The organism is Roseateles paludis, assembly GCF_039872745.1.
Taxonomy (GTDB): Bacteria; Pseudomonadota; Gammaproteobacteria; order Burkholderiales; family Burkholderiaceae_C; genus Pelomonas; species Pelomonas paludis.
This window is the reverse complement of the sequence record NZ_JBDPZD010000001.1, coordinates 272,759-299,751: the sequence shown is the minus strand read 5'-3', so window position 1 is coordinate 299,751 and position 26,993 is coordinate 272,759. Positions and strand designations below refer to the sequence as shown.

26 protein-coding genes are annotated in these 26,993 nt (G+C 68.3%); 23 read left to right on the top strand and 3 right to left on the bottom strand.

Annotated features, from left to right (window positions below; genetic code table 11):
• Positions 1 to 93: 93 nt before the first annotated feature.
• Positions 94 to 1,284, bottom strand: coding sequence for an HDOD domain-containing protein (locus ABDJ85_RS01465; protein WP_347702949.1), 1,191 nt, complete (start codon positions 1,282 to 1,284; stop codon positions 94 to 96).
• Positions 1,285 to 1,468: 184 nt separating this feature from the next.
• Between ABDJ85_RS01465 and ABDJ85_RS01460 the strand changes: the two genes are divergently transcribed.
• The gene (locus ABDJ85_RS01460; protein ID WP_347702948.1) at positions 1,469 to 3,364 is read left to right on the top strand and encodes an ATP-binding cassette domain-containing protein; all 1,896 of its coding nucleotides are present in this window, start codon (positions 1,469 to 1,471) and stop codon (positions 3,362 to 3,364) included.
• Here the strand turns inward: ABDJ85_RS01460 and ABDJ85_RS01455 are convergent.
• Positions 3,351 to 4,019, bottom strand: a complete 669-nt coding sequence (locus ABDJ85_RS01455; protein ID WP_347702947.1) for a DNA-binding transcriptional response regulator — start codon at positions 4,017 to 4,019, stop codon at positions 3,351 to 3,353. The two genes, ABDJ85_RS01460 and ABDJ85_RS01455, sit on opposite strands and share 14 nt — an antisense overlap.
• A gap of 215 nt (positions 4,020 to 4,234) precedes the next feature.
• Positions 4,235 to 5,671 (bottom strand): aminotransferase-like domain-containing protein, encoded by a 1,437-nt coding sequence (locus ABDJ85_RS01450; protein ID WP_347702946.1) that lies wholly within the window; start codon positions 5,669 to 5,671, stop codon positions 4,235 to 4,237.
• Between the two features lie 73 nt (positions 5,672 to 5,744).
• On the opposite strand from ABDJ85_RS01450, the gene ABDJ85_RS01445 reads away from it, so the two are divergent.
• The 22 genes from ABDJ85_RS01445 to ABDJ85_RS01340 all read left to right on the top strand — a co-directional run bounded on the left by ABDJ85_RS01445 (position 5,745) and on the right by ABDJ85_RS01340 (position 26,977).
• Positions 5,745 to 6,680: a DMT family transporter gene (locus ABDJ85_RS01445; protein ID WP_347702945.1), complete on the top strand. Its 936-nt coding sequence runs from the start codon at positions 5,745 to 5,747 to the stop codon at positions 6,678 to 6,680.
• Complete coding sequence (locus ABDJ85_RS01440; protein WP_347702944.1) at positions 6,677 to 6,994, top strand: DUF2917 domain-containing protein; 318 nt, start codon at positions 6,677 to 6,679, stop codon at positions 6,992 to 6,994. The genes ABDJ85_RS01445 and ABDJ85_RS01440 overlap by 4 nt, the downstream gene beginning before the upstream one ends.
• Positions 6,991 to 8,199: an aminotransferase-like domain-containing protein gene (locus tag ABDJ85_RS01435; protein WP_347702943.1), complete on the top strand. Its 1,209-nt coding sequence runs from the start codon at positions 6,991 to 6,993 to the stop codon at positions 8,197 to 8,199. The genes ABDJ85_RS01440 and ABDJ85_RS01435 overlap by 4 nt, the downstream gene beginning before the upstream one ends.
• Positions 8,196 to 8,663 carry a GNAT family N-acetyltransferase gene (locus tag ABDJ85_RS01430; protein ID WP_347702942.1) on the top strand — a complete coding sequence of 156 codons (468 nt, stop codon included), beginning with the start codon at positions 8,196 to 8,198 and terminating at the stop codon, positions 8,661 to 8,663. The genes ABDJ85_RS01435 and ABDJ85_RS01430 overlap by 4 nt, the downstream gene beginning before the upstream one ends.
• Complete coding sequence (locus ABDJ85_RS01425; protein ID WP_347702941.1) at positions 8,660 to 9,517, top strand: PhzF family phenazine biosynthesis protein; 858 nt, start codon at positions 8,660 to 8,662, stop codon at positions 9,515 to 9,517. The genes ABDJ85_RS01430 and ABDJ85_RS01425 overlap by 4 nt, the downstream gene beginning before the upstream one ends.
• A 30-nt stretch (positions 9,518 to 9,547) precedes the next feature.
• Positions 9,548 to 10,069, top strand: coding sequence for a GNAT family N-acetyltransferase (locus ABDJ85_RS01420; RefSeq protein ID WP_347702940.1), 522 nt, complete (start codon positions 9,548 to 9,550; stop codon positions 10,067 to 10,069).
• Positions 10,066 to 10,944 carry an SMP-30/gluconolactonase/LRE family protein gene (locus ABDJ85_RS01415; RefSeq protein ID WP_347702939.1) on the top strand — a complete coding sequence of 293 codons (879 nt, stop codon included), beginning with the start codon at positions 10,066 to 10,068 and terminating at the stop codon, positions 10,942 to 10,944. The genes ABDJ85_RS01420 and ABDJ85_RS01415 overlap by 4 nt, the downstream gene beginning before the upstream one ends.
• A gap of 113 nt (positions 10,945 to 11,057) precedes the next feature.
• Positions 11,058 to 11,552: an ATP synthase subunit I gene (locus tag ABDJ85_RS01410; RefSeq protein ID WP_347702938.1), complete on the top strand. Its 495-nt coding sequence runs from the start codon at positions 11,058 to 11,060 to the stop codon at positions 11,550 to 11,552.
• A gap of 25 nt (positions 11,553 to 11,577) precedes the next feature.
• Positions 11,578 to 12,438 (top strand): F0F1 ATP synthase subunit A, encoded by an 861-nt coding sequence (gene atpB, locus ABDJ85_RS01405; RefSeq protein ID WP_347702937.1) that lies wholly within the window; start codon positions 11,578 to 11,580, stop codon positions 12,436 to 12,438.
• A 69-nt stretch (positions 12,439 to 12,507) separates the two neighbouring features.
• A complete protein-coding gene (atpE, locus tag ABDJ85_RS01400; RefSeq protein ID WP_430765506.1) occupies positions 12,508 to 12,774 on the top strand; it encodes a F0F1 ATP synthase subunit C in 267 nt (88 codons plus the stop codon).
• A 71-nt stretch (positions 12,775 to 12,845) separates the two neighbouring features.
• Entirely contained in the window at positions 12,846 to 13,316 is a 471-nt protein-coding gene (locus ABDJ85_RS01395; RefSeq protein ID WP_347702936.1) for a F0F1 ATP synthase subunit B, read from the top strand.
• Positions 13,317 to 13,850, top strand: coding sequence for a F0F1 ATP synthase subunit delta (locus ABDJ85_RS01390; RefSeq protein ID WP_347702935.1), 534 nt, complete (start codon positions 13,317 to 13,319; stop codon positions 13,848 to 13,850).
• A gap of 76 nt (positions 13,851 to 13,926) precedes the next feature.
• Entirely contained in the window at positions 13,927 to 15,480 is a 1,554-nt protein-coding gene (gene atpA, locus ABDJ85_RS01385) for a F0F1 ATP synthase subunit alpha (RefSeq protein ID WP_347702934.1), read from the top strand.
• Positions 15,481 to 15,535: 55 nt separating this feature from the next.
• The gene (gene atpG, locus ABDJ85_RS01380; protein WP_347702933.1) at positions 15,536 to 16,420 is read left to right on the top strand and encodes a F0F1 ATP synthase subunit gamma; all 885 of its coding nucleotides are present in this window, start codon (positions 15,536 to 15,538) and stop codon (positions 16,418 to 16,420) included.
• Positions 16,421 to 16,465: 45 nt separating this feature from the next.
• Positions 16,466 to 17,878, top strand: coding sequence for a F0F1 ATP synthase subunit beta (atpD, locus tag ABDJ85_RS01375; RefSeq protein WP_347702932.1), 1,413 nt, complete (start codon positions 16,466 to 16,468; stop codon positions 17,876 to 17,878).
• A 128-nt stretch (positions 17,879 to 18,006) separates the two neighbouring features.
• On the top strand, positions 18,007 to 18,423 hold the full coding sequence (locus ABDJ85_RS01370) for a F0F1 ATP synthase subunit epsilon (RefSeq protein ID WP_347702931.1): 417 nt from the start codon (positions 18,007 to 18,009) through the stop codon (positions 18,421 to 18,423).
• Between the two features lie 155 nt (positions 18,424 to 18,578).
• On the top strand, positions 18,579 to 19,637 hold the full coding sequence (locus tag ABDJ85_RS01365; RefSeq protein WP_347702930.1) for an FHA domain-containing protein: 1,059 nt from the start codon (positions 18,579 to 18,581) through the stop codon (positions 19,635 to 19,637).
• A gap of 6 nt (positions 19,638 to 19,643) precedes the next feature.
• Positions 19,644 to 20,492 carry a D-hexose-6-phosphate mutarotase gene (locus ABDJ85_RS01360; RefSeq protein ID WP_347702929.1) on the top strand — a complete coding sequence of 283 codons (849 nt, stop codon included), beginning with the start codon at positions 19,644 to 19,646 and terminating at the stop codon, positions 20,490 to 20,492.
• Between the two features lie 73 nt (positions 20,493 to 20,565).
• On the top strand, positions 20,566 to 21,660 hold the full coding sequence (hemE, locus tag ABDJ85_RS01355) for a uroporphyrinogen decarboxylase (RefSeq protein ID WP_347702928.1): 1,095 nt from the start codon (positions 20,566 to 20,568) through the stop codon (positions 21,658 to 21,660).
• 274 nt (positions 21,661 to 21,934) lie between these two features.
• On the top strand, positions 21,935 to 24,082 hold the full coding sequence (locus ABDJ85_RS01350) for a primosomal protein N' (RefSeq protein ID WP_347702927.1): 2,148 nt from the start codon (positions 21,935 to 21,937) through the stop codon (positions 24,080 to 24,082).
• Between the two features lie 215 nt (positions 24,083 to 24,297).
• A complete protein-coding gene (locus ABDJ85_RS01345) occupies positions 24,298 to 25,098 on the top strand; it encodes an alpha/beta fold hydrolase (protein WP_347702926.1) in 801 nt (266 codons plus the stop codon).
• The gene (locus ABDJ85_RS01340) at positions 25,079 to 26,977 is read left to right on the top strand and encodes a PAS domain-containing hybrid sensor histidine kinase/response regulator (RefSeq protein WP_347702925.1); all 1,899 of its coding nucleotides are present in this window, start codon (positions 25,079 to 25,081) and stop codon (positions 26,975 to 26,977) included. The genes ABDJ85_RS01345 and ABDJ85_RS01340 overlap by 20 nt, the downstream gene beginning before the upstream one ends.
• Positions 26,978 to 26,993 lie beyond the last annotated feature (16 nt).

The window sequence follows — 26,993 nt, the reverse complement described above, 5'->3', positions numbered from 1 at the left end:
TTGAAGCGCCGCAGCTTGTCACCGCGTTTTCAACAAAAAGGGCGGCAGCCCTGGCACGCTTGCCAGGTTCACCGAGACGCCGCAGCGAGGAGGCTACATCGTCGTCTGGACGGCGTGGCCGGTCAGGCGGTCCAGCAGGCGCTGCAGCGGCGCCGAGCGCAGCTCCGCCGAAAGACCGGCCAGTGCCGGCAGCGCCAAGCGGTGACGCAGGGCCTGCATGTCGGGGCGTGGGTCGTGCAAGGGGTCGAACAAAGGATCGGCCAGGTCGCCCCCGGCAACGCGTTCGCCCAGCATGGCGCACAGCGTGCACAGCGTGAGCCCGGCCTCGCGCTCGGGCGCGGGGCGCAGGTCGGGGTCGAAGCGCAGCGAGCCGATGGTGCGGGCGTCCTGCAGGAGGTCAAAGGGCAGGTCCCAGGCGCGCATCAGCAGGTGGCCCAGCTCATGGGCGGCGAGGCCCAGTTCCTTCTGCTCGTGGACGGCACGCTCGTAGACGTTCAGGTGCGTCAGCAGCTCGGCGTCGGGCAGCAGGGCGGCGGCGGCTTGGCGGCCGAGGAAGGACAGCACCAGCAAGGTGGTGAGGTTGGCGGCGTCGGGCAGGCGCAGCCGGGTGGCGAGTTGCTGGCACAGCTCGGCCGCGATGTTGCTGGCGTGCCAGAGCCGGTCGAACTCGCGGCGCTGCGCCGCGTCACGCGGCTGGAAGCAGGCGGCCAGCATGTGCTGCAGGCACATCTGCCGCACGCTCAATAGGCCCAGGAAGGTGGTGGCCTGGCCGATGCTGCCGACGGGTTGCTGCAAGCCAAACAGCGGCGAGTTGGCGGTGGCGATGACGCGTGCGGCCACTGCGGGCTCGCCCAGCACCAAGGTGGCCAGCTCGGTGGAGCTGGCGCGGTGGACGAACTCGGAGTCCATCAGCTCGTGCAAGGCACGTGGCGGCCGGGGCAGCTGGCGCAGCGCTTCCATCAGCGGCTCGGTCAGCAGCGGGTCGAGGATCTCGACCGGGTGCAGGGGCAGCGGCATGGGCGGCGTGCGCTCGCGCAGCTCGGCGATGTCGGCGGCGGTCAGCAGCGCGGTGCGCTCGACGGCGGGCTCCATCGGCAGCGGCATGGTGAGCGTGGCCGCCAGCGTGGTGGGCGGGGCTGGCACGCGCGCCGCCGGGTGGGCGGGTGCGGGGGCCGGCTCGGGCGAGCGCGCGCCGTGGCGCGGCGTGCCGGCCGAGGACCTGGACCACCACCACAGGCCCAGCAGAGCGAGCAGTGCAAGCAGTCCGAGTAACTTGAGGGCCATGCGGCATCCTTTGGGCAAACGGGTATGGGCGCGGCAGGGCAGGGCCCACGCAGCCGTCAGCAGGATACGGAGATCACGCCGGGCGCTGGGGGGCGCGATGCGGGTGGGTCACGCGCACAGCGTGCAGATGTCTCAGGAAAGGGTCTCGGGATCGTGCAGGGACTCATGCAGGGACAATCGGGGCATGGCCGTTCTCTCCCTGTCTGATGCCCAACTCGCGTTCGGGCACGTCCCCCTGCTGGACCACGCTCACTTTGCGCTCGAAACCGGTGAGCGCGTCGGCCTGATCGGCCGCAATGGCAGTGGCAAGTCCTCGTTGCTCAAGGTACTGGCGGGCCTTGAGCGGCTCGACGACGGCCTGTTGCAGTTGCAAGGCGGCCTGCGCCTGGTCTACGTGCCGCAAGAGCCCGAGCTGCGGGCCGAGGCCAGCATTTTTGACGTGGTGGCCGAAGGCGTGGCCGAGGCCCGCGAGCTGCGCGAGCGCTTTGAGCGCCACGACCCCAGCGACGACCTGGACGCCGTGCAAACGCGGCTGGAGCAACTGGGCGGCTGGACCTGGGAGCAGCGCGTCGACGAGACCCTGCACCGCCTGAGCCTGGACGGCAGCCGCACGGTGGGCGCGCTCTCAGGCGGGCTCAAAAAGCGCGTGGCGCTGGCGCGTGCGCTGGTGGCCCAGCCCGAGGTGCTGCTGCTGGACGAACCCACCAACCACCTGGATCTGGACGCCATCGCCTGGCTGGAGGAGCTGCTGAACGGATTTGCCGGCAGCCTGCTGCTCATCACCCACGACCGCGCGTTTCTCGATCGCGTCTGCAACCGCATCGTCGAGCTGGATCGCGGGCAACTGCGGGGCTACCCAGGCAACTTCACCGCGTTCCAGGCTGCCAAGGCCTATGAGCTGGAGAACGAGGCGCTGGCCAATGCGCGTTTCGACAAGCTGCTGGCGCAGGAGGAGGTCTGGATCCGCAAGGGCGTGGAGGCGCGGCGCACCCGCTCGGTGGCGCGCGTGGCGCGGCTGGTGGAGATGCGTCAGCAGCACCAGGCACGGCGCGACGTGCAGGGCAAGGTGAGGCTCGACCTGGACCGTGGCGAGTCCAGCGGCAAGATCGTGGCCGAGCTGGAGGGCGTGAACAAGGCCTTTGGCACGCTCACCGTGGTGCGCGACTTCAGCACCACCATCCTGCGCGGCGACAAGCTCGGCCTGATCGGCCCCAATGGCGCGGGCAAGACCACGCTGCTCAAGCTCATCCTCGGTGAGCTGGCGCCCGACAGCGGCACCGTGCGCACCGGCGCGCGGCTCTCGGTGGCTTACTTCGACCAGATGCGCGAGGGCCTGAACCTCGACGCCACGCTGGCTGACACCATCAGCCCGGGCAGCGAGTGGATCGAGATCGGCAACCAGCGCAAGCACGTCAAGAGCTACCTGGGCGACTTCCTGTTCTCGCCGCAGCGCGCCAACTCGCCGGTGCGCACGCTGTCGGGGGGCGAGCGCAACCGCTTGCTGCTGGCGCGGCTGTTTGCGCGGCCGGCCAATGTGCTGGTGCTGGACGAGCCCACCAACGACCTCGACATCGAGACCCTGGAGCTGCTGGAGGAGTTGCTGGCCGAGTACGACGGCACGGTCTTCCTCGTCAGCCACGACCGGCGCTTCCTGGACAACGTGGTCACGTCCACCTTGGTCTACGAGGGCGATGCGAGCTGGCGCGAGTACGAGGGCGGCGTGCAGGACTGGCTCGACCAGTCGCGCCGTGCTGCACAGCTGGCGACGGCGACGGCCAAGTCCGCCGCGGCTGCCCCGGCACCCGTGGCTGCGGCAGCTGCCGCAACTGCCCCAGCGGCCGCACCCAAGCGCAAGCTGTCTTACAAAGAGCAGCGCGAGCTGGAGGAGATCCCCGCCCGCATCGAAGCCCTGGAGACCGAGCAGGCCGAGCTGGCCGCTCTGATCGGGGGCAGTGAGCTCTACACCCAGGGCGCTGCGCGCATCCAGGCGGTGACGGAACGCGCCTCGCAAGTCGAGGAGGCGCTGCTGACCGTGCTGGAGCGTTGGGAGCAGCTGGAGGCCGCCGTCAAGCCATCTTGACCTTGTCGAGCGGCACGAACGAGGCCTGGCCCTTGAGCTGCAGCACCGTCTCGCCATGGCGGTGCACCACATGCATCACGGTGTGCCGGTTGCCGCCAAACACGACTTGGTCGCCCGGCTTGACGATGGGCGCGGGCGGCACCACCGGCACCACCACGCGCGGGCGTAGCGGCGCACTGCTGGCGGCGCTTGGGGCGCTTGCGGGTCGCATCGACGTTGCGGGCGTGCCGGCCGGATGCAATTTCGCCTTGATGGCCGGCAGCGTCGGCGCCATGGCCTCCAGGGCGCGGCCCATCTCGGCGCGCAGTTGCTCGGCAGTGAAGGGCTTCTTGAGCAGGAAGTGCGCCCCCAGCGCCTTGGCCTGGGCTTCGTGCTCGGCCGTGCACTCAAAGCTCAGAAAACCCAGATGCAGACCCGGCACGGCGCTCTTGAGCCGTTCCGCCAGCGCCACGCCGGTCAGCGCCGACTTGCCGAACCAGTCGGTCACCAGCAGGGCCGGGGCGCAGTCCAGGCCTTGGGCGAGGGCGCTTTCAGGGTCGCTGCAGCAGATGATGGAATCGGCCGCGAAGCCGTGGCTCAGCAAGAGCTGGCGGCTGAAGGATTGCACGCCGGCCAGCGCGTCAACGACGAGGAACTTCAAGGTGTCGGTGCTCACGTGCGTAGCGGTTGTGGCGTCGTGGGCCACACCGCGCTCTCTAGATGTGAGCTGATTTTGGCCCAGCGCACCGGCCGGCCGACCGGGCTACTGGGTGGCGGCGCGCAGAATTTCTCGGTGCGCGCCGGTGCCGTCACACCTGCCCGCCAGACACCCGACCTCGGTGCGCAGAGCTGTCACGGGGTGCTCAGAAATGCGGGCGAGCGCGGGTTTGGTCAGCCTCCCCGGAGGGCCTCAATGCAGCGCTGCAGGTCGCGCCAGAAGGCGGCGGTTTGCGCGGTGGCGAAGTTGATGCGCATCAGCGAGCCCGGCTGGCGGGTGGCGGAGAAGAGCACGCCGGGGGCGGTCAGCCAGCCGGCGTCGAGCAGGGGCTGGGCGAGGCGTTCGGTGTCCACGCCAACGTCGATCCAGCCGAAGAGGCCGCGTGGCGGGGAGACGAAGCGGGCGCCGGCTCGCTCGGCCAGCGCGACGCTGCGGGAGCGGGCGGCGTCGAGGCGCTGCTGGACGCGCTCGGCGTGGCGGCGCAGCTGGCCCTGGTCCAGCACATGGGCCACGGCGCGTTCGGGCAGGGCATTGCTGGTGAGGTTGCTGAGCAGCTTGAGGTCGATCAGGCGCTGGGTGCGTTCGGGCGACGCGGCCAGGTAGCCCACGCGCCAGGCGGGCGACAGGAACTTGGAAAAGCCCGAGACGTAGATGGTGCGCTTCAGGCCGTCGAGCGCGGACAGCCGCACGGTGTGCTCGGGTGCCAGGAAGGCGTAGGTGTCGTCCTCGACGATCAGCAGGTCATGCTGGTCGGCCAGCTTGAGGATGGTGTGGGCTTGCGCGGCACTAAGGCTGCTGCCGGTGGGGTTGTGCAGCACCGAGACGGTGACGTAGGCGCGCGGGTGGTGTGCCTCGGCCAGTTGCTGCATGACGGTGAGGTCGGGGCCGCCGTCAGGGTGGCGGGGCACGGGCAGCAGGCGCATGCCGCTGTTGGCCAGGCGGGCAAATTCGACGGCCCAGCCGGGGTCGTCCACCAGCACCGCATCGCCGGGTTGCAGCAGGCCGCGGGTGATGAGGTCGAGCGCCTGGGTGGCGCCGGCCGTGGTCAGCAACTGCTCGGGCGCGGCCTGGATGCCGAGGTCGGCCAGGCGGCGCGTCAAGGCCAGGCGCAGGCGGGCGTCGCCCGCGGGCTCGCCATAGGCCACATGCAGATCGGGGCTGCCGGCTTGCGCGCGGCGCAGCGCGGACTGCAGCAGGCCGATGTCCAGCCAGTCGGCCGGCAGCACGCCCGAGCCCGGCGCGCGGGTGGTGTCGGTCCCGAACATGCCGCGGATCAGGGTCGTGGCGTCCAGCGGTACCTGGCGCGGCACGGGCCCACCGGCGAGGGCCGGCGCCGGCGGGCGAGCGCGTGTTTCACGCACAAAAAAGCCGCGCTGGCGGCGCGCCTCCAGCAGGCCCTCGGCCTGCAGCTGGTCATAGGCCGCGACCACGGTGTGCGGGCTGACGCCGTGGTGCCGAGCGCATTCGCGCACCGAGGGCAATCGTGCACCGGGCAGCAGCAGGCGCTGGCGGATGCGCTCGGCATAGCGCTGCGCGAGTTGGTGCGCCAGGGGCAGGCTGGCGTCGCGCTGCAAGGGCGCTGCTGGCGGGGTCGGTGTGTTGGTACTCATGCCAGTACAGATGCCGATTCTGTTGGGTTATCTGTACTGTATCTGTGTTGGTGTGCTGCCTACAGTTGGCGCTATGGATGCCCGACTTGCCACCGCCCCGCCCCACCTTGCGCCGTTGAGCTCGCCGATGGCGCGCGGCTACGCGCTGGGCCTGCTGGGGGTGGTGCTGTTTGCGCTGACCATTCCGATGACGCGGCTGGCCGGCGGCACAGCGCTGGCGCCCGAGCTGCCGCCCAGCTTTGTGGCCCTGGGCCGCGCGGCGGTGGCGGGCCTGTGTTCGGTGGCCTACCTGCTGGCGGTGCGCGCCGCCTGGCCGGCGCGGGCGGACTGGCCCTGGCTGGCGCTGACCTGCCTGGGGGTGGTGTTTGGCTTCCCGCTGCTGCTGGGCCTGGCCGTGCGCGAGGTGGACGCCGTGCATGCGGCGGTGGTGACGGGGCTGTTGCCCATGGCAACGGCGGCGCTGGCGGCTGCCTTCTTGCGGCAGCGGGCCAGTTGGGGATTTTGGCTCAGCGCTTGGGCGGGGCTGGGCTTGGTGCTGGGCTATGCCGCCTGGCGCGGTGCGGGCGCCCTGAGTGCCGCCGACGGCCTGCTGTTTGTCGCCGTGCTCCTGGGCGCCGCAGGCTATGTGGGCGGTGGCCAGTTGGCGCGGCGCATGCCGGCGCAGCAGGTGATCTGCTGGGTGCTGGTTCTGGCCCTGCCGGTGACCTTGCCGAGTGCCGGCCTCACCTGGCCTGAGCGGCCGGCCTCGGTGGCGGCCTGGGCGGGCTTTGCCTATGTGTCGCTGGTGTCGATGTGGCTGGGCTTTTTTGCCTGGTACCGGGCGCTGGCCTTGGGCGGCACGCTGCGCATCAGCCAGGTGCAGGTGTTGCAGCCGTTCTTGTCGATGTTGTTTGCCGTGCCCCTGCTGGGCGAGCCGCTGGAAGCCGGCAGCCTGGCCTTTGCTGCGGCGGTGGTGGCGGTGGTCTGGTGGGGCAGACGGCAGGCCGTGCAAGGAGGACCGACGCGATGAAGCTCCCGCAGTTTGAACAGCACCTGTCTGGCGCCGACGTGCTGCGCCTGGCGCCGGACCGGCAGGACCGCAGCCTGCTCATCACGCACGGCCTGGTCTGGCTGACCCTGGACGGCCAGCGCTGGGACCACTGGCTGGCCGGCGGTGAGTCGGCCCTGCTGCCGGCGGGCAGCGCCGCCATGCTGCAGGCTTGGCCTGCGGCGCGCTTCCAACTGCTGCTGCCGCCCCAGGCCGCCCGCCAGCGCAAACGCCGACTATGCTGGCCCCTTCTTTCCACCCGGCGATTGAGCCTCCAGCCCCTTTCGACGCAATGAGTTCCGTCTGGCATCAAGCGCGGCGCGCCGCGCGCATGAACCCGTCCATCATCCGGGAGATCCTCAAGGTCACCGAGAAGCCCGGCATCCTGTCCATGGCCGGTGGCCTGCCCAGCAGCGACACCTTCCCCGTCGAGGCCATCCAGGCGGCCTGTGACCGCGTGCTCAGCGCCACCCCGCGCGAGGCCTTGCAGTACGCCGCGAGCGAAGGTTTCGGCCCGCTGCGCGAGTGGGTGGTGGCGCGGGTGGCCCAGCTGGGCGTTCAGGCCACGCCGGACCAGGTGCTCATCACCACCGGCTCGCAGCAGGCGCTCGACCTGGTCGGCAAGGTGCTGTGCGACCAAGGCGCGCCGGTCGGCGTCGAGACCCCAACCTATCTCGGCGCGCTGCAGGCCTTCACGCCCTTCGAGCCCGTCTTCGCCAGCCTGGCCAGCGACGCCGATGGCGTGGACCCCAATGCCATCGCCAACCTGCCCAAGCAGGCGCCCGGCGCGCGCTTTGCCTACCTGCTGCCCAATTACCAAAACCCCACCGGCCGGATGATGAGCGCCGTGCGGCGCATCTCGGTCATGCAGGCGGCGCAGGCGGCGCGGCTGCCCATCGTCGAAGACAACCCCTATGGCGACCTGTGGTTCGACCATCCGCCGCCGCCGGCGCTGTCGTCCTACTGGCCTGAGGGCTCCATCTACCTGGGCTCCTTCTCCAAGGTGTTCGCGCCAGGCTTCCGCCTGGGCTACATGATTGCGCCCAAGGAGCTCTACCCCAAGCTGCTGCAAGCCAAGCAGGCCGCTGACCTGCACACCCCGGGCTTCAACCAGCGGGTGGTCTACGAGGTCATCAAGGGCGGCTTCCTGGATACGCACGTGCCCACCATCCGCGCGCGCTACAAAGCCAGCCGCGACGCCATGGCCGTGGCGCTGCGGGAGCACCTGCCACCCGGCTGCGAGTGGCAAGCCCCCGAGGGCGGCATGTTCTTCTGGGTGCGCCTGCCCGAGGGCTTCGATGCCCTGGCACTGCTGCCCAAGGCGGTCGAGGCCGGCATCGCCTTCGTGCCCGGCAGTGCGTTCTACGCGCACGAGCCCGACGTGCGCACCCTGCGCCTGTCCTTCGTCACCCTGTCGCCCGATCTCATCCACGAGGGCGTGGCCCTGCTGGGCCAGGTGCTGCGCGAGACGATGGAAGGCGCGGTGGAGCTGACGCCTTGAGCCCAGCCGTGCCCGAGGCGGCGGTGCGCCACCTGGCTGGGCGCTACTATGAATTGCGCTTCGACCAGGTGGACGTCGATGCCGCCCACGCCTACCTGCGCACCGCCTACTGGTCCGAGGGCGTCCCGCGCGAGATCGTCGAACGCGCGGTGCGGCATTCGCTCTGCCTGGCGCTCTGGTGCGATGGGGCCCAGGTGGGCTTGGCGCGCGTCGTCACCGACCGCGCCACCTTCGCCTACCTGTGCGATGTCTACGTGCTCGAAGCGCACCGCCGCCAGGGCCTGGCCGACTGGATGATCCAGAGCCTGCAGCAGCACCCCGACTTGCAGGGTCTGCGCCGCCAATTGCTCTTCACCCGCGACATGCACCCGCTCTACCGCCGGCACGGCTACGAGCCCCTGGCCGCGCCCGAGCGTGGCATGGAGATCGTCCGGCCCGGCCTCTACCTCGCTGCCCAACCATGAGTCTTCGACGCTTTGCCCAGGTGGATGTCTTCACCGCCGTGCCGCTCAAAGGCAATCCCCTCGCCGTGGTCGTCGATGCCGAGGGCTTGCGCGATGCCGAGATGCAGGCCTTTGCGCGCTGGACCAATCTGTCCGAGACGACCTTCCTGCTGCCGCCGACGCGGCCCGAGGCCGACTACCGGGTGCGCATCTTCACCACCGCGCGCGAGCTGCCCTTTGCCGGGCACCCGACGCTGGGCTCTTGCCATGCCTGGCTGGCGGCCGGTGGCCAGCCCAAGGGCGCGGACGTGGTGCAGGAGTGCGGCGTCGGCCTCGTCACCGTGCGGCGTGCCGCTGAGGGCCGCCTTGCCTTTGCCGCCCCGCCGCTGCTGCGCACCGGGCCGCTCGACGATGCGACCTTGGGCCAGGTCTGCCTGGCGCTGGGCATCGGTCGCGACGAGGTGCTGGCCCACCAGTGGGTGGACAACGGCCCCGGCTGGTGTGCCGTGATGCTGGGCTCGCGCGAGCGGCTGCTGGCGCTCAAGCCCGACTTCAAGGCCCTGGCGCCGTTGGAGCTGGGCGTCGTCGCACCGGTGCAAAAGGTGGGCGTGGTGGCGCAGCAGTCCGGCGCGGCTGATTTCGAGGTGCGCGCCCTGCTGTCGCTCGAGGCCGTGCCGGAGGACCCAGTGACGGGCAGCCTCAACGCGGGCCTCGCGCAGTGGCTGATCGGCGCCGGCCTCGCACCCGAGCGCTATGTGGTCTCGCAAGGCACCGTGCTCGGCCGCGACGGCCGCGTGTTTGTCGAGAAGCAAGGCGACACGATTTGGGTCGGCGGGCAGGTGACGCCGCTAGTGCAAGGCCAGGTGCGGCTCTGAAGGGCGTGGCCTCGTACACTGCCGCCCGCTATGTCTGGCCCTGCTGTCGAGCTCATTCAGCCCGCAAACCCCGAGGACTGGGAGGCCGCGCGCGAGATCCTGCGTGAGTACGCGGGCACCTTGAACGTGGACCTGTGCTTCCAGCAGTTCGACCGGGAACTCGCTGAGCTGCCGCAGGAGTACGCCGCACCGGGCGGCCTGATGCTGCTGGCGCTGGTGGACGGCGCGGTCGCGGGCAGCGGCGCCTTCAGGCCCTTGCCCGATTCCGACTACCCCGACGCCTGCGAGATGAAGCGGCTCTATGTGCGCCCTGCCTTTCGCCGCTTCGGCCTGGGCCGCCTGATCGCCGAGGCCCTGCTCGACCGCGCCACCGAGGCCGGCTACTCGACCATGCTGCTCGACACCCTCGACGACATGGAGGCCGCTCGGGGCCTCTACGAGGCGCTCGGGTTCGTCGAGATCCCGCCGTACTACTTCAATCCCATCCCGGGTGCGCACTACCTCAAGGCCGAGCTCGGCCCCGAGTCGCTCTCGCGCTTCGTCAGCCTATGACCGATATCCGCCCTCTCGGCGAGCACGCCTGCCTGCTCGGCGAGTCCCCGCTGTGGCATCCGCTGGAGGCCGCCTTTTATTGCGTCGACATCCCAGGCCGCGAGATCCTGCGCTGGCGTGCCGGCCAGAGCGAGCCTGAGCGCTGGCCCCAGGATTCGGAGCCCAGTTGCGTGGCCGCCCATGCCGACGGCGGCCTGCTGGTCACCCGGCGCGACGGGCTGTTCCGTTTCATTGACGGTGCGCTCACCCGGCTGGCCCCGCCGCCCTATGACCCGGCCCGGCTGCGGCTCAATGACGGCAAGGTTGGCCCCGATGGGCGTCTTTGGGTGGGCAGCTTGTCCGACGCCCGTGAGCCCGAGGCTGTGCTTTATGTCTGGACCGGTCAACGCTTCGAGGCGCGCGTCGGCGGCCTGCATGTGAGCAATGGCCTCGCCTGGAGCCCTGACGGCCGGCGGCAGTATTGGTCTGACACCAAGCTGCACCGCGTCTACACCGCCGACTTCGACCCTGCGACCGGCGCCAGCGGAGCCGCCCAGGTCTTCGCCGAGTTCCCGGCCAAGGTGCCGGGGCAGCCCTATGGCGGCCGGCCGGACGGTGCGGCCGTGGACGCCGAGGGCGCGTACTGGTCTGCGCTCTTCGAGGGCGGCGCGCTGGTGCGTCTGTCGCCAACCGGCGACGTGCTCCAGCGGGTCTCGCTGCCGGTCACCTGCGCCACCATGCCCACCTTTGGTGCCGACGACCTGCGCACCGTCTATGTCACCACCGCCCGGGAGAAGCGCCCCGCCGACGAGCTGGCGCGCGAGCCATGGGCCGGGCGCGTACTGACTTTCCGGGTCGATGTGCCCGGGCTGCCTGCGAACCTCGTCCGGGCTTGATCTCCCGGCCGCGAAGGCACCACGCGACTCAGCGTCTTCCCTAGGGGGTGACTAGTCACATATAATGAGTGGCTTTGTCGATGGCGCATCGCGTCATTTCGGTGTAGGCCCTCATGACCCAAATTCGGCTGTCTTCGGCGCCTTCCTCCCCCAAGCCTCGCGCGATCGCGGCGGCTGACTGGGATGAAGAGCAGGAGGAGCCGGTCCGGGCTCTGAGCGAGCGTGAAGCGCGCGAGCTCAAGGCACGGTTGCCGATGTTGTCGCCCTGGCGTGTGCTCGGGTGGCAGGCGGCGGTGGGCTTGGGTGTGGCGGCTGTGATCGGCGGTGTGACGGCTTCGGGCGTCATCTTCTGGTCAGCGCTCTACGGCATGGTTGCTGTGGTGGCGCCCGGCCTGCTACTGGCTCGCGGCATGACAAAGCCCGTGAATTCGGCGGTTACAGCAACTGCCAGGTTCATGGCCTGGGAATTTTTGAAGATTGGTGCATCCATCGCGATGCTGGCGCTGGCGCCAAAGGTGGTGCCGGGTCTGAGTTGGCCTGCATTGCTGGTCACGCTTGCGGTGTGCATCAAAGTGAATTGGCTGGCGCTGCTCTGGCGCAGCCGCTGACGGACAACACGAGGCAGATCGAAACATGGCAGCAGAAGGCCACGAAGCAGCATTGCCCAGCTCTGGTGACTACATCATTCACCATCTGAAGCACGCGCAGAACGGCAAGCAGATCGACATCGTCGACTTCTCGTACGTCAATCTCGACTCCATCTTCTTCAGTGTGCTGCTTGGCGTGCTGGGGTGCTTCTTCCTCTGGCGCGCCGCCAAGTCGGCCACGTCGGGCGTCCCCGGTCGTTTTCAAGCTGCCGTCGAAATCCTCGTCGAGATCGTCGCCGACCAGGCCAAGGGCATCGTCCACAACGCCAACAGCCGCAAGCTCGTCGCCCCGCTGGCTCTGACCGTCTTCGTCTGGATCTTCCTGATGAACGCGATGGACCTGCTGCCGGTCGATCTGCTGCCCTGGGCTTGGCAGAACATCACAGGCGACCACCACGCCTACCTGCGCGTGGTGCCCACGGCCGACCTGTCCATGGCCATGGGCCTGTCGATCGGCGTGCTGATCACCTGCCTGATCTACAACGTCAAGATGAAGGGTGCTGGCGGCTGGGCGCATGAACTGGTGTCAGCCCCCTTCGGCGACAAGGTCGCGCTCTACCCCATCAACTTCGCCATGCAGATGGTCGAGTTCGTTGCCAAGACGGTTTCGCACGGCATGCGGTTGTTCGGCAATATGTATGCCGGCGAACTGATCTTCCTGCTGATCGCCCTGATGGGCGGCGCCTGGGCCAGCGTCGGCCCCGTGGGCGGCGTGCTGCTGGCTGCGGGCCATGTGATCGCAGGCTTCATCTGGGCCGCGTTCCACCTGATCATCATCACGCTGCAGGCCTTCGTGTTCATGATGTTGACCCTGGTCTACATCGGTCAAGCGCACGACGCCCACTGATCGCAGCCCCGTTTTCCCCAAGCAGTTTTCCCTCAACCCTTTTTCTCTCGTCCCCTCAAAGGAGTCATCGTGGAAGTCATTAGCTTTGTTGCTCTCGCCGCTGGTCTGATCATTGGTCTGGGTGCCTTCGGTGCCTGTATCGGCATCGGCATCATGGGCAGCAAGTACCTCGAATCCGCCGCTCGCCAGCCTGAGCTGATGAACGAACTGCAAACCAAGATGTTCCTGCTGGCCGGTCTGATTGACGCTGCGTTCATTATTGGTCTGGGTATCGCCCTGTGGTTCGCCACTGCCAACCCCTTCTTGGGCCAGATCGCCCAGTTGGCCGCCAAGTAATTCGACGTCGCCGCCCCGCCCTCGGAATCCTGGGGGCGGCTTCAAGCACTCGAACTTTGTGAGGCACCCAGGTGTTTATTAACGCATCGCTCATCGTTCAGATGATCGTGTTCCTGCTCTTGGTCGGGTTCACGATGAAGTTTGTGTGGCCGCCCATCGTCAAGGCGCTCGATGAGCGCGCCGAGAAGATCCGCGAAGGCCTGTCCGCCGCTGACAAGGCCAAGGCCGAACTCAAGGGCGCCGAAGCCCAGATTGCCAAGGAACTCGCCGCCACCAAGGCCGAGTCGGGCAAGCTGATCGGCGATGCCGAGAAGCGCGCCGCCGCGATCGTCGAAGAGGCCAAGAAGAAGGCCGAGGAAGAAGGCGCCAAGATCGTCGCCGCCGCCAAGGCCGATGCCGAGCAGCAAGTGGGCCGTGCCCGCGAAGCGCTGCGCGAGCAGGTCGCTGCGCTGGCCGTCAAGGGTGCTGAACAGATCCTGCAGCGTGAAGTCAACGCCGGCGTCCACGCCGAGCTGCTTTCGCGCCTGAAGACGGAGCTGTAAATGGCCGAGATCGCCACCATCGCCCGCCCCTACGCTGAAGCCCTGTTCCAGGTGGCCAAGGGCCAAGATCTGGCCGCTTGGGGTCAGCAGCTCGACGCGCTGGCCCAGGTGGCGCAGGACGCCGAGCTGCGCCAGTTCGCAGATCACCCCAAGGCGAGCGCCCAACAGGTGTTCGACGTGATGGCGGCAGCCGCCAAGACCTCGCTCGCGCCGGGCGTGCAGAACTTTCTGCTCACCGTGATCGAGAACGGTCGGCTCGCTGCGCTGCCCACCATCGTCGCCCAGTACCACGCCCTGGCCAATGCGGCCTCGGGCGTGTCTGACGCGCAGATCTTCAGCGCCTTCGAGATCTCGGCCGAGCAACTGGCCGACCTCAAGGCCACGCTCGAGAAGCGCTTTGGCCGCAAGCTGGACGCCCATGTCCAGCTGGAGCCAGGCTTGATCGGCGGTGTGCGCGTGGTGGTTGGCGACGAGGTGCTCGACACCTCGGTCAAGGCCCGCCTCGAACGCATGAAAGTGGCCCTGACCGCCTAAGTTCAGGCCAGACGACGAATTCCCTTCACTCGCCCCGACTGCGCGCAGCGCGCCAGCCGAGGACCGGAGACCCAGCATGCAACTCAATCCCGCTGAAATTTCCGAACTGATCAAGAGCCGCATCGAGGGTCTTGGTGGCAGCACGGACATCCGCAATCAGGGCACCGTCGTGTCCGTTTCCGACGGCATCGTCCGCGTCCACGGCCTGTCCGATGTGATGCAGGGCGAAATGCTCGAATTCCCGCCTGCTGCGGACGGCACGCAGACCTTCGGTCTCGCGCTGAACCTCGAGCGTGACTCGGTGGGTGCCGTGGTGCTGGGCGCCTACGAGCACATCTCCGAAGGCGACACCGTCAAGTGCACGGGCCGCATTCTGGAAGTGCCGGTCGGCCCCGAGCTGATCGGCCGCGTCGTGAACGCCCTCGGCCAGCCGATCGACGGCAAGGGCCCGATCAACGCCAAGATGACGGACGTGATCGAGAAGGTCGCCCCGGGCGTGATCGCACGTCAATCGGTGGACCAGCCTGTCCAGACCGGTCTGAAGTGTATTGACACCATGGTGCCCGTCGGCCGTGGCCAGCGCGAGCTGATCATTGGTGACCGCCAGACCGGCAAGACGGCCGTCGCTATCGACGCGATCATCAACCAGAAGGGTCAGAACATGACCTGCGTTTACGTCGCGATTGGCCAGAAGGCCTCGTCGATCAAGAACGTGGTGCGTGCTCTGGAACAAGCCGGCGCCCTGGAATACACCATCGTCGTGGCCGCCTCGGCTTCCGAGTCCGCCGCCATGCAATACGTGTCGGCCTACTCGGGCTGCACCATGGGCGAGTACTTCCGCGACCGCGGCCAAGACGCGCTGATCGTCTATGACGACCTGTCCAAGCAGGCCGTGGCCTACCGTCAGGTCTCGCTGCTGCTGCGCCGCCCGCCGGGCCGCGAAGCCTTCCCTGGCGACGTGTTCTATCTCCACAGCCGCCTGCTCGAGCGCGCTGCCCGCGTGAATGCCGACTACGTCGAAGCCTTCACCAAGGGTGAGGTCAAGGGCAAGACCGGCTCGCTGACCGCGCTGCCGATCATCGAAACCCAAGCCGGTGACGTGTCCGCCTTCGTGCCGACCAATGTGATCTCGATCACCGACGGCCAGATCTTCCTGGAAACCAACCTGTTCAACGCCGGTATCCGCCCCGCCATCAACGCCGGTATCTCGGTGTCGCGCGTCGGTGGTGCTGCCCAGACCAAGCTGGTGAAGTCGCTGTCCGGCGGTATCCGTACCGACCTGGCCCAGTACCGTGAGCTGGCTGCTTTCGCGCAGTTTGCCTCCGACCTCGACGCTGCCACCCGCAAGCAGTTGGACCGTGGTGCCCGCGTGACCGAACTGCTCAAGCAGGCCCAGTACCAGCCGCTGTCGATCAGCCTGATGGGCGCCTCGATCTACGCCGCCAACAAGGGCTTCCTGGACGACATCGACGTCAAGAAGGTTCTGGCCTTCGAGCACGGTCTGCACCAGCACCTCAAGACCAGCCACGCAGCCCTCATCGCCAAGCTCGAGAACGACAAGGCGATGGACAAGGACGCTGAAGCCGAACTCAACGCCGCGATCGCTTCCTTCAAGAAGAGCTTCGCTTAACCACGGACCCTTGCGAGATCGGGCTTGCCCGGTCTCCAACTGACGAGGAGCCTTTATGGCATCAAGCAAGGAAATCCGCGGCAAGATCAAGTCGGTCGAGAACACCAAGAAGATCACCAAGGCGATGGAAATGGTCGCCGCGTCCAAGATGCGCAAGGCGCAGGACCGGATGCGCGCGGCTCGCCCCTACGCTGAGAAGGTCGGCAATATCGCGGCGGAACTGGCCAAGGCCAACCCCGAGTACCGCCACCCCTTCCTGGTGAAGAACGAGTCGGCCACCACGACCGGCATGGTCGTCGTCACCACCGACAAGGGCCTGTGCGGCGGCCTCAACACCAACCTGCTGCGTGCAGCGACCCAAAAGCTCAAGGAGCTGGAGGGCGCGGGCCAGAAGGCTGAAGTGGTGGCCATCGGTGGCAAGGGCCTCGGCTTCATGAACCGTATCGGCGCACGTGTGGTGGCTCAGGCCACCCAGCTCGGTGACCAGCCGCACATCGAGGCCCTGATCGGCCCCGTCAAGGTGCTGCTCGACGCCTATGCCGCGGGCAAGCTCTCGGCCGTCTACCTCTGCTACACCAAGTTCATCAACACGATGAAGCAAGAGGTGACGGTGCACCAGCTGCTGCCGCTCAAGGCTGCAGACCTGGCCAGCAACAGCACCGAGCCCAAGCCGGCCCACTCGTGGGATTACATCTACGAGCCCGACGCCGCCACCGTCATTGACGAGCTGCTGTTGCGCTACACCGAGGCCCTGGTCTACCAGGCCGTGGCAGAGAACATGGCCAGCGAGCAGTCTGCCCGCATGGTGGCCATGAAGTCCGCCACCGACAACGCCGGCAACCTCATCAAAGAACTCAAGCTGGTCTACAACAAGACCCGTCAGGCCGCGATCACGAAGGAACTCTCCGAGATCGTCAGTGGCGCCGCTGCGGTGGGTTGATCAAGTTTCGGCACGCAAAGATTTGGAAATTGAAGGAACGCACAAATGTCTAACACGCAAGCAGTTGGCAAGATCGTTCAGTGCATCGGCGCCGTCGTGGACGTGGAATTCCCGCGCGACCGCATGCCCAAGGTGTACGACGCCCTCAAGATGGAGGGCTCGGCCCTGACGCTGGAAGTCCAGCAGCAGTTGGGCGACGGCATCGTCCGCACCATCGCGCTGGGCTCGTCCGACGGCCTGCGCCGCGGCACCGAAGTCTTCAACACCGGCGACACCATCAAGGTGCCCGTCGGCAAGGCGACCCTCGGCCGCATCATGGACGTGCTGGGCAACCCCATCGACGAGCGCGGCCCGGTCTCTGCCGAACTGACCGCCTCCATCCACCGCGCGGCCCCCGCGTACGACGAGCTCTCGCCTTCGCAAGACTTGCTCGAAACCGGCATCAAGGTGATCGACCTGATCTGCCCGTTCGCCAAGGGCGGCAAGGTGGGTCTGTTCGGTGGCGCCGGCGTGGGCAAGACCGTGAACATGATGGAGCTCATCAACAACATCGCCAAGGCGCACTCGGGTCTGTCCGTGTTTGCCGGCGTGGGTGAGCGTACCCGTGAGGGCAACGACTTCTATCACGAGATGTCGGACTCCGGCGTCGTGAAGCAGGACAACCTGGCCGAGTCCAAGGTGTCCATGGTTTACGGCCAGATGAACGAGCCCCCGGGCAACCGTCTGCGCGTTGCACTGACCGGCCTGACCATCGCCGAGTCCTTCCGTGACGAAGGCCGTGACGTGCTGTTCTTCGTGGACAACATCTACCGCTACACCCTGGCCGGTACCGAAGTGTCCGCACTGCTGGGCCGCATGCCTTCCGCCGTGGGCTACCAGCCGACGCTAGCCGAAGAAATGGGCCGTCTGCAAGAGCGCATCACCTCGACCAAGGTCGGCTCCATCACGTCCATCCAGGCCGTCTACGTGCCTGCCGATGACTTGACCGACCCCTCGCCTGCCACGACCTTCGCCCACTTGGACGCCACCGTCGTGCTGTCGCGTGACATCGCGGCTCTGGGTATCTACCCCGCCGTGGACCCGCTCGACTCGACCTCGCGCCAGATCGACCCCAACGTGGTCGGCGAAGAGCACTACAGCACTACCCGCGCCGTTCAGGCCGTGCTGCAGCGCTACAAGGAACTGCGCGACATCATCGCGATTCTGGGCATGGACGAACTGTCGCCGGAAGACAAGCTGGCCGTGGCTCGCGCCCGCAAGATCCAGCGCTTCCTGTCGCAGCCCTTCCACGTTGCTGAAGTGTTCACCGGCACGCCTGGCAAGTACGTGCCGCTGAAGGAAACCATCCGCGGCTTCAAGATGATCGTCAACGGCGAGTGCGACAGCCTCCCCGAGCAGGCCTTCTACATGGTCGGCACGATCGACGAAGCCTTCGAGAAAGCCAAGAAGATTCAATAAGCGGCGCATACGGCGCGCTGGCGTTGTTGCCGTGCTCGGTGGACGCGAGTCCACCTCCGCGCGGCGCCTAGCCAGCCCACCGTCTGCTTGCTTCTTGAACCTTCTTGTTCGCTAAGGAAAGTACGAGCATGGCAACCATTCACGTCGACGTCGTCTCCGCCGAAGAGCAGATCTTCTCCGGCGAGGCCAAGTTCGTCGCCCTGCCTGGCGAGTCCGGCGAGCTGGGCATCCTGCCGCAGCACACGCCCTTGATCACCCGCATCAAGCCGGGCGCCGTGCGCATCGAGCGTGCTGACAACGGTGAAGAGGAGTTCGTCTTCGTCGCCGGCGGCATCCTGGAAGTGCAGCCGCATCGCGTCACCGTGCTGGCCGACACCGCCATCCGTGGCCATGACCTCGACGAGGCCAAGGCGACCGAGGCCAAGCGTCTGGCTGAGGAAGCGCTGCGCAATGCCAAGGACAAGCTCGACCAGGCAGCGATCCAGAACGAGCTGATCGGCCTGGCCGCGCAGATCGCGGCGCTGCGCAAGTTCCGCAAGAAGTAAGCGGACCGAGGCACTCTCCACACGACCCCGAAGCTGCGATGGAACACGACAGGCCCAAGCCAGGTCGCACCAAAGCAGCATCCAAGAGCGCGGCCAAGGCCGCGCTTGGTCCTTCTGCGGCGGGTCCGGTACCCGCTGCGCCAACGGCTCCGCCCGTGCTGACGGACGCCGTCCCGCCCCCGCCCAGCAGCGGCCATGTGCTGGTCGAACTCGACGGCACCCAGGCCGGGCGACGCGTCGACATCCCGCTGGGCCCGCCCTTCATCATCGGCCGGCGTGCCTCGGCCGATCTGGTGCTGGCCGACCTGATGGTGTCGGGCATCCATGGTCGGCTGGAGGCGCTGGCTGATGGTGAGCTGCGCTACACCGACTTCAAATCCACCAACGGCAGTTTCGTCAATGGCCGCCGCATCCAGGGCAGTGTTGACTTGCCGCCTGGCGCGGTGCTCAAGCTCGGGTCGCACCGTTTCCGTCACGAGCGGATCGCGCCGGCCGGGGACCGCAGCCTGGCCGACACGCAACCGCTGCCGCTGACGACCAGCCACAGCGACGAGCCCCAGTCCTTCGACCTGCTCACCAGCCTGCACCCCGCCGAGCCGGCGCGTGGCGCGGCGGTGGGCTGCTTCCAGCTGGCCGATGAGCGCTGGGCCGTCTATGTGATGCAGGGGCGCGAGAGCGTCTCCACCGCCGAGATCACGGTCAGCTGGTTGCATCGCGCCTTCAATGCCGGCGAGTCCATGCTGGTGGCGTCGGACCTGCTCGTCGCTTGGCAATCTGCCCTCGCGCTCGACCATGGCGACCCTGCGGGCCCGCCCTTGCTGTGGTGCGCGGTGGTGGACGAGCGCACGCGCACGCTGACTTGGGCCGGCTTTGACGCCCCACCCGCACTGCTGCGCACGCCTGACGGCGAAATGCACCGGCTGGAAAACAGCGGCACCTGTGCCAGCCTGCGTGAGCAACTCGCGGCCGGCGCCGGCGCCCTGCGCGTGCAAGCCGGCACGCGGCTTTACGCCTTCAATGCGGGGGCCTTCGCGGTCAGCCCGCGCGGCGGCCAGCCCTGGTCGCTCGACGACTTCGAGGCCACCATCGCCTGCCTGCACGCCGGCCGTGGCCCCACGCCCGATGAAGTCTTCGCCGCGCTGCGACGCATCGACCCCGCGCTGCCGCACCGTGACGACTTCGCCCTCATGTCCCTCGCGTTCCCAGAAAGCTGATCCGCCATGACCGACCGCATCCTGCTCAAGTCGCCCGATGGCGCGCAGGCCGAGATCGCGCTGCATGGCGCTCACGTGCTCTCCTGGGTGCCCGCTGGCGCGCCCGAGCAGCTCTACCTGTCACCGCGCAGCGAGTTCGCGCCGGGCAAGGCCATCCGGGGCGGCGTGCCCGTGTGCTTCCCGCAGTTTGCCGAGCGTGGCCCGTTGCCCAAGCATGGCTTCGCCCGCAACCAGGCCTGGCGTCTGGTCAGTCAGGATGTGAGCCGAGACGACGCCATGGCCGTGCTGGCACTCGATGGCGCCACGGCCGATGTCGGCGCCTGGGCGCGCCACTTCGAGCTGGAACTGACGGTCCGCCTGGCCGGCCAGGTCCTCGACCTGGAGCTGGCCTGCACCAACACCGGTGAAGCGCCGCTCAGTTTCACCGCCGCGCTGCACACCTACCTGCGCGTGGCCGACCTCAATGCCACCAGCCTCGCGGGCCTTTCGGGCCTGCGCTATTGGGACTCGATCGCGCAGCGCGACGAGCGCCAGCGCGTCGAACTGCTGCTGCCGGGCGAGTCCGGCGTCGTCGACCTGGACCGCATCTACTTCCAGGCCAAAGAGCCGCTGCTGCTCAGTGAGCACCGCCTCAATGGCCGCGTGCGCCGTGTCCTGATCACCAGCCAGGGCTTTGACGATGCCGTGGTCTGGAACCCCGGCCCCGAGCGCTGCGCCAAGCTGGCCGACATGCCCGCCGATGGCTGGCGCCACATGCTGTGCGTGGAGGCCGCGAGCGTCGGCATCCCGGTGGAGTTGCCCGCAGGCGAGACCTGGGTCGGCCGGCAGTCGTTGAGCCTCGAATCTGCCGGCTGAAGTCATGCCGCCCAGCAGGACCGGCATGACCTGAATCAGGGCGTGGCGAGGTGGGGCCCCGGATAATCGCCGGATGTTTGCACCGCTCCAGAACGACAACTTCCTGCGCGCCTGCCTGCGCCAGCCGACCGACCACACGCCCCTGTGGCTGATGCGCCAAGCCGGGCGCTACCTGCCCGAGTACCGCGCCACACGCGCCAAGGCCGGCAGCTTCATGGGCCTGGCCACCAATACCGACTACGCCACCGAGGTCACGCTGCAGCCGCTGGAGCGCTACCCGCTCGACGCGGCCATCCTGTTCAGCGACATCCTCACCGTGCCCGATGCCATGGGCCTGGGCCTCTCCTTCCAGCAGGGCGAGGGCCCGAAGTTTGAGCGCGTGGTGCGCGATGAAGCCGCAGTTGCCCAGCTTGCCGTGCCCGACATGGACAAGCTGCGCTACGTGTTCGATGCGGTCACGTCCATCCGCAAGGCCCTGAACGGCCGCGTGCCCTTGATCGGCTTTTCCGGCAGCCCCTGGACCCTGGCCTGCTACATGGTCGAGGGCGGTGGCTCGGACGACTACCGCCTGGTCAAGAGCCTGATGTACTCGCGGCCCGACCTGATGCACCGCATCCTCGAGATCAACGCGCGTGCCGTGGCGGCCTATCTCAACGCCCAGATCGAGGCCGGCGCCCAGGCGGTGATGGTCTTCGACTCCTGGGGCGGTGTGCTGGCCGACGGGGCCTTCCAGGCCTTCAGCCTCGCCTATTCGCGCCAGGTGCTGGCGGCGGTCAAGACCGAGCATGAGGGCGTGCGCATCCCGCGCATCTTGTTCACCAAGGGCGGTGGCCTGTGGCTCGATGAACTGGCCGACGCCGGTGCCGATGTGATCGGCCTGGACTGGACCATGAACCTCGGCACCGCTCGCGCCCGCGTGGGCCACAAGGTGGCCTTGCAGGGCAATCTCGACCCCAATGTGCTCTTTGCGCCACCCGAGGCCGTGCGCGCCCAGGCGCGCGCCGTGCTCGACAGCTTTGGCCCGCCGCAGCGGGCCGATGGCGGCTGGGATGGCCACATCTTCAACCTCGGCCATGGCATCGCGCAGCAGACGCCGCCCGAGCATGTGGAGCACCTGGTGGACGAGGTTCACACCCACTCGCGGCGCCTGCGTCAAGGCGTGAAATAAGGACAGCGGCTTCGAGTTATCCCCAAATTTGTGCTAGCGAGCGCCGCGCCGGGAAATTTGAGAACCGCACCTAGGACTTACCCGAAAAGTCCGCTAAGTGCTTGATTCACTGTCATTCGCGTCGGCGCAAGCCGATTTCGTCCAGCGCGAGGGCCAAGCCGGCCTTGGCGTCCATGGCGCAGATTTTCACAAAGTTATCCACAGGAATTGTGAGCAACTGGAAAGTCTTTCTGAATCATGGATTTGGCGAGCTTTCTGGAAGTGACGCTGAAGCATGAGCGCGCAGGCGATTGATTCAACGCCGGCCGCCTCCGGGCGGGTGTCGGTGCTGGTGGAGACGCCTCAGCACAGCGGCCTTGGCGGGCCGCTTGACTACCTGAGTGAGCGGGCGCTCGCCCCCGGCAGCCTGGTGCGTGTGCCGCTCGGCAAGCGCGAGGTGCTGGGCCTGGTGTGGGACGCACCCGAAGGCGACGACACCCCCACCGCCGCCGCGCTCAAGCCCGTGCTAGACCACTTCGAGGGCCTGGCCCCGCTGGACGACGGCTGGCGCCGCCTCGTCGCCTTTGCGGCCAGCTACTACCAACGCGGCCAGGGCGAACTGGCGCTGGCCGTGCTGCCCCCCGCGCTGCGCGACGACACCCCCGCGCAGCTTGCCCGGCGGCTCAAGCGCCTCGCGCCCAAACCGCCCAAGCCCGCACGCAAATCCGCCCGCAAGCCCGCGCAGGTGGAAGCGCCTGCAGCAGCACCCCCACCCCCCGTCCTGCCCGACCTCAGCCCCGACCAGCAACGCGCGGTCGATGACCTCTGCGCCCAGCTGCATCACGCCAACCCCAAGCCGCGCCTGCTCTTTGGCGTGACGGGCAGCGGCAAGACCGAGGTCTATCTGCGCGCCGCCGAGGCTGCACTGGCAGCCGGCCGCCAGGTGCTGGTGCTCGTGCCCGAGATCAACCTCACCCCGCAGCTCGAAGCCCGCTTCACCGCCCGCTTTGCCCATCTGCTGCCCGCGCAGCATGCCATCGTCTCGCTGCACAGCGCGCTCACGCCGGCGCAGCGCATGGCCTCGTGGCTGGCGGCGCACACGGGCCAGGCACGGCTGGTGCTGGGCACGCGGCTGGCCGTGTTTGCCTCGATGCCTGAGCTGGGCCTCATCGTGGTGGACGAAGAGCACGACCCCTCCTACAAGCAGCAGGACGGCGCCCGCTATTCGGCCCGCGACCTCGCTGTCTGGCGCGCGCACGGCCTGCGCATCCCCATCGTGCTGGGCTCCGCGACGCCTTCGCTGGAAAGCTGGCAGCAGGCCGAGACGGGGCGCTATGTGCGCCTCAACCTGCCGGGCCGCGTGGGCGGCAGCCTGCTGCCGCGCGTGCGCCTCTTCGACATGAAGGCCCTGCCGCCCCAGGCTGGCGTCACCACCGCGCTCACGGCGCCGCTGCTCGCTGCGCTGCAGGAGCGCCTGGCGCGTGGCGAGCAAAGCCTGGTCTTTCTCAACCGTCGCGGCTACGCGCCCGTGCTGCATTGCGGCGAGTGCCAGTGGAAGAGCGACTGCCCGCACTGCAGTGCCTGGCGCGTCTTCCACAAGCGCGACCGCACGCTGCGCTGCCACCACTGCGGCTTCACAGAGCGCGTGCCCCGCCACTGCCCCAGCTGCGGCAATGCCGACATCGCGCCCCTGGGCCGGGGCACCGAGAAGCTCGAAGAGCAATTGCAAGAGGCGCTGCCCACTGCGCGCATCCTGCGCATCGACGCCGACTCCACCCGCCTCAAGGGCGAGCTCGAAGCCCAGCTCCAGACCGTGCACGACGGCGACGTGGACATCCTCGTCGGCACCCAGATGGTCACCAAGGGGCACGACTTCCGGCGCATCCGCTTCGTGGCCGCCGTCAACCCCGATGGCGCGCTGTTCAGCAGCGACTTCCGCGCCCCCGAGCGGCTTTTTGCCCTGCTGATGCAAGCCGCCGGGCGTGCCGGCCGGGACGCCGCCGGCGGCAGCGAAGCCGAGATGTGGGTCCAGACCTGGCATCGCGACAACGCCGTCTACCAGGCCCTGGCCAGGCATGACTACGAGGCCTTCGCGCGCAGCCAGCTCGACGAGCGCAAGACCGCCCATCTGCCGCCTTTCTCCCACCTGGCCCTGCTGCGCGCCGAAGCCCGCACCGAGCAGGCGGCGCGCGACTTTCTCAAGGCCGCCGCGCAAGCCGCCGAGGCCATCAGCGGCGCTGACGACCGCTTTGTCTACCCGCCCGTGCCTCATCCCATCGCGCGCGTCGCCAATGTCGAGCGCATGCAGATGCTCGTCGAAGCCAGCCAGCGCGCCCGGCTGCAGGCCTTCCTGCGCGAGTGGCTGCCCGAGCTGCTGCTGCTCAAGCGCCAGCACAAGGGCGTGCTGCGCTGGGCGGTGGATGTGGACCCGCTGGCGATCTGAGAGCTCGATGCCACAGATCGCCGCAGCAGGCTGACGCAGACCTGCCAACGTTGTGTTGAGCCCAATCAATTGTGGCGGCGCACAAATCAACCTAAGCTTGTGATTGAGTGACGTGAGCGCCTGCGCCGAGTGGGGGGCGGGGCGACCGTGACGGGCCCAACGCCGGGCGCGTCGCGCGTGGGATGCCCTGTATGGGAGTGCAGATGCCAGCGAACATGCTCGCGCGACACCAGGTGACGCGGCAGGGCCAGGGCGAGGTCACGCTGCTGTTCTTGCACGGGTTTGGCACCGACCAGACCATCTGGCGCTTCGTGGCGCCCGCGCTGGAGTCGCGCGCCCAGACCCTGACCTACGACCATGCTGGCTGCGGTGCAGCGCTCGCTGCCTGGGACGTGCGCCGGCATGCCAGCCTGCAAGGCTATGCCCAGGACCTGATCGACATCCTCGACCAGGCCGGGCTGGAGCGGGTGCTCTGCGTGGGCCACTCCATCGGCAGCATCATCGCCATGCTCGCGGCCTTGCAGCAGCCCGCGCGGTTTGAGCGCATCGTGGCGCTGTCGGCCTCGCCCTGCTTTGTGAACCATCCGCCCGACTACCTGGGCGGGTTCGAACGCTCGGACCTCGACGCCCTGTTCCAGCTGATGCAGTCCAACCACTTCGGCTGGGCGCAGTTCCTCGCTCCCAAGGCCATCGGCGAGGGGAGCCCTCTGGCCCTCACCCAGCAGTTCGAGGAGGGCCTGTGTTCGCTGGAGCCCAGCGTGGCCCAGCACTTTGCCCGGCTCGTTTTCCTGGTGGATGTGCGTGAGGAGTTGCAGCGCCTGAGCGTGCCCACCCTGCTGGTGCAATGCCTGCGCGACAGCATCGCCCCTGCGGCGGTGGGGCGCTGGCTGGCGGCGCACCTGCCGCAATCGCGCCTGATCGAGCTGGCGGTGTCGGGGCACTGCCCGCACATCAGCCATCCGCACCTGATCCTGCAGATCCTGGAGGAGGTGCTGGATGCGCGATCTGGTGCCTGAGCTCGACGGGCTGCCTGTCGGCGTCTTGCATGTGGACCTGACCGGCCAGGTTCGGGCCCTCAACGCTTGCCTGGCTGAGTGGCTGGGCATTGACGCCGCCCAGGCGCGCAACCAGCCGGTCGATCAATTCCTCAGCCCGGCCGGCCGCGTGCTGTACCACACCCACCTCGTGCCCACGGTGAGCCAGCGCGGGCGCCTGCAGGAGCTGACGCTGGAGCTGCAGGGCAGTCAGGGTAGCTTGCATGCACTGGCGTCGGCCGCCCTTTGCGGCGAAGGCGCAGCCGCATGGATCCAGCTGGTGCTGTCCCCCATGCGCGAGCGCCTGCGCATCGAAGCCGCGCTGCTGCGGGTGCAACGCGCCGCCGACTCCGCGCCGCAAGCCCTGTTCGAGTACGCGCTGGAATCCGACGGGCGTGGGCATCTGCCCTATGCCAGCGCCGGCTTGTTGACGCTGTACGGCGTGGCGCCGCTGCGCGTGCACAGCGCCGACATGCCCTGGCTCGACCACATCCACCCCGATGACCGCCAGGCCGTGCTGGGCGCGCGTGACGCCTCGGCCCAGAACCTGACGCTGTGGCATGCCGAGTTCCGCGCGCGTGTCGATGCAGACGGGCCCTGGCGCATCCACACCCTGCGCGCCCAGCCCCAGCGCGAGCCGCAGCGCGTCGTCTGGTACGGCATGGTCGAGGACGTGACGCACCAGCGCGAGGTCGAGAAGGCCGCCAGCGAGCGTGATGCTGCCGAACTCGCCACGCGTGCCAAGACCGAATTCCTGGCCCGCGTCAGCCATGAGCTGCGCACACCGCTCAACGCCATCATTGGCTTTGCCCACCTGCTCAGCGAGCAAGGCACCACGCTCGACGCCGAGCAACACCGCCGCCTCGGCATCATCGAGTCCTCCGGCTACCAACTGCTCAGCCTTATCGACGAGGTGCTCGACATCTCGCGCATCGAAACCGGCCGGCTGCAGCTGTCCTTGCGGCCGCTGCTGCTCCGCGCCCTGCTCGACCAGGTCGTGGCCCTGCTGGAGCCGCTGAGCCGCGTGCGCGCCATCGACATCGCGCTGGACTGCCCCGAGGACCTCGTCGTTGAGGGCGATGCCAGCCGCGTGCGGCAGGTGCTGATCAACTTGCTCTCCAACGCCGTCAAGTACAACCACATGGCCGGCCGCATCGACGTGGCCGTGCGGCTCGACGGCCCACATGCCGTGATCGACGTGCGTGACACCGGCGTTGGCATGTCAGCTGAATCATTGGCGCAGCTGTTCCAGCCCTTCAACCGCGTCGGCGCCGAGCAGACCCGCGTCGAAGGTGCGGGTCTGGGCCTGGTCATCGCCCGTGGCCTGGCCGAAGCCATGGGCGGCGCGCTCGACGTGACGAGCGTTTTGGGCCAAGGCACCTGCTTCAGCCTGCGGCTGCGCGTCTCGACCGGCACGCCCGCTCCCACCGGCGACACCGCGGCAGCGCCCGGTGCGGCCGTCCAGGTGCAGCGTGACCGGCCCTGGCAGGTGCTCTACGTCGAGGACAACACCGTCAATGCCCTGCTGATGGAAGCCGCGCTGGCCGCCATGCCCTCGATCGCGCTGCACATCGCGCCCGACGGCGCCTCGGCCCTGCGCAGCGCCGCCCAGCAGCGCCCCGACCTGCTGCTGCTCGACCTGCAGCTCCCCGACATGGACGGCTTTGGCCTGCTCGAGCGCCTGCGCCGCGAGCTCGGCTTGCAGCAGGTGCCCGCCGTCGCCGTGTCGGCCGACGCCATGCCTGATGACGTCAACCGCGCGCTGGCCCAGGGCTTTACCGCCTACTGGACCAAGCCCCTGCAGCTGACCAGCCTGGCGCGCAATCTCGAACAGATTCTGGGCGGCGCGGCGCCTGGCTAAGCAGGCGCTGACTGCG

Bases quoted from the DNA above. Each gene is read 5' to 3' on its own strand.
- ABDJ85_RS01410 (WP_347702938.1), top strand. From the start codon at position 11,058: ATGACCCAAATTCGGCTGTCTTCGGCGCCTTCCTCCCCCAAGCCTCGC.
- ABDJ85_RS01345 (WP_347702926.1), top strand. From the start codon at position 24,298: ATGCTCGCGCGACACCAGGTGACGCGGCAGGGCCAGGGCGAGGTCACG.
- ABDJ85_RS01420 (WP_347702940.1), top strand. From the start codon at position 9,548: ATGTCTGGCCCTGCTGTCGAGCTCATTCAGCCCGCAAACCCCGAGGAC.
- hemE (WP_347702928.1), top strand. From the start codon at position 20,566: ATGTTTGCACCGCTCCAGAACGACAACTTCCTGCGCGCCTGCCTGCGC.
- ABDJ85_RS01415 (WP_347702939.1), top strand. From the start codon at position 10,066: ATGACCGATATCCGCCCTCTCGGCGAGCACGCCTGCCTGCTCGGCGAG.
- ABDJ85_RS01450 (WP_347702946.1), bottom strand. From the start codon at position 5,671: ATGAGTACCAACACACCGACCCCGCCAGCAGCGCCCTTGCAGCGCGAC.
- ABDJ85_RS01460 (WP_347702948.1), top strand. From the start codon at position 1,469: ATGGCCGTTCTCTCCCTGTCTGATGCCCAACTCGCGTTCGGGCACGTC.
- ABDJ85_RS01360 (WP_347702929.1), top strand. From the start codon at position 19,644: ATGACCGACCGCATCCTGCTCAAGTCGCCCGATGGCGCGCAGGCCGAG.
- ABDJ85_RS01350 (WP_347702927.1), top strand. From the start codon at position 21,935: ATGAGCGCGCAGGCGATTGATTCAACGCCGGCCGCCTCCGGGCGGGTG.
- ABDJ85_RS01445 (WP_347702945.1), top strand. From the start codon at position 5,745: ATGGATGCCCGACTTGCCACCGCCCCGCCCCACCTTGCGCCGTTGAGC.
- ABDJ85_RS01465 (WP_347702949.1), bottom strand. From the start codon at position 1,284: ATGGCCCTCAAGTTACTCGGACTGCTTGCACTGCTCGCTCTGCTGGGC.
- atpG (WP_347702933.1), top strand. From the start codon at position 15,536: ATGGCATCAAGCAAGGAAATCCGCGGCAAGATCAAGTCGGTCGAGAAC.
- ABDJ85_RS01435 (WP_347702943.1), top strand. From the start codon at position 6,991: ATGAGTTCCGTCTGGCATCAAGCGCGGCGCGCCGCGCGCATGAACCCG.
- atpA (WP_347702934.1), top strand. From the start codon at position 13,927: ATGCAACTCAATCCCGCTGAAATTTCCGAACTGATCAAGAGCCGCATC.
- ABDJ85_RS01425 (WP_347702941.1), top strand. From the start codon at position 8,660: ATGAGTCTTCGACGCTTTGCCCAGGTGGATGTCTTCACCGCCGTGCCG.
- atpD (WP_347702932.1), top strand. From the start codon at position 16,466: ATGTCTAACACGCAAGCAGTTGGCAAGATCGTTCAGTGCATCGGCGCC.
- atpB (WP_347702937.1), top strand. From the start codon at position 11,578: ATGGCAGCAGAAGGCCACGAAGCAGCATTGCCCAGCTCTGGTGACTAC.
- ABDJ85_RS01370 (WP_347702931.1), top strand. From the start codon at position 18,007: ATGGCAACCATTCACGTCGACGTCGTCTCCGCCGAAGAGCAGATCTTC.
- ABDJ85_RS01390 (WP_347702935.1), top strand. From the start codon at position 13,317: ATGGCCGAGATCGCCACCATCGCCCGCCCCTACGCTGAAGCCCTGTTC.
- ABDJ85_RS01340 (WP_347702925.1), top strand. From the start codon at position 25,079: ATGCGCGATCTGGTGCCTGAGCTCGACGGGCTGCCTGTCGGCGTCTTG.
- ABDJ85_RS01440 (WP_347702944.1), top strand. From the start codon at position 6,677: ATGAAGCTCCCGCAGTTTGAACAGCACCTGTCTGGCGCCGACGTGCTG.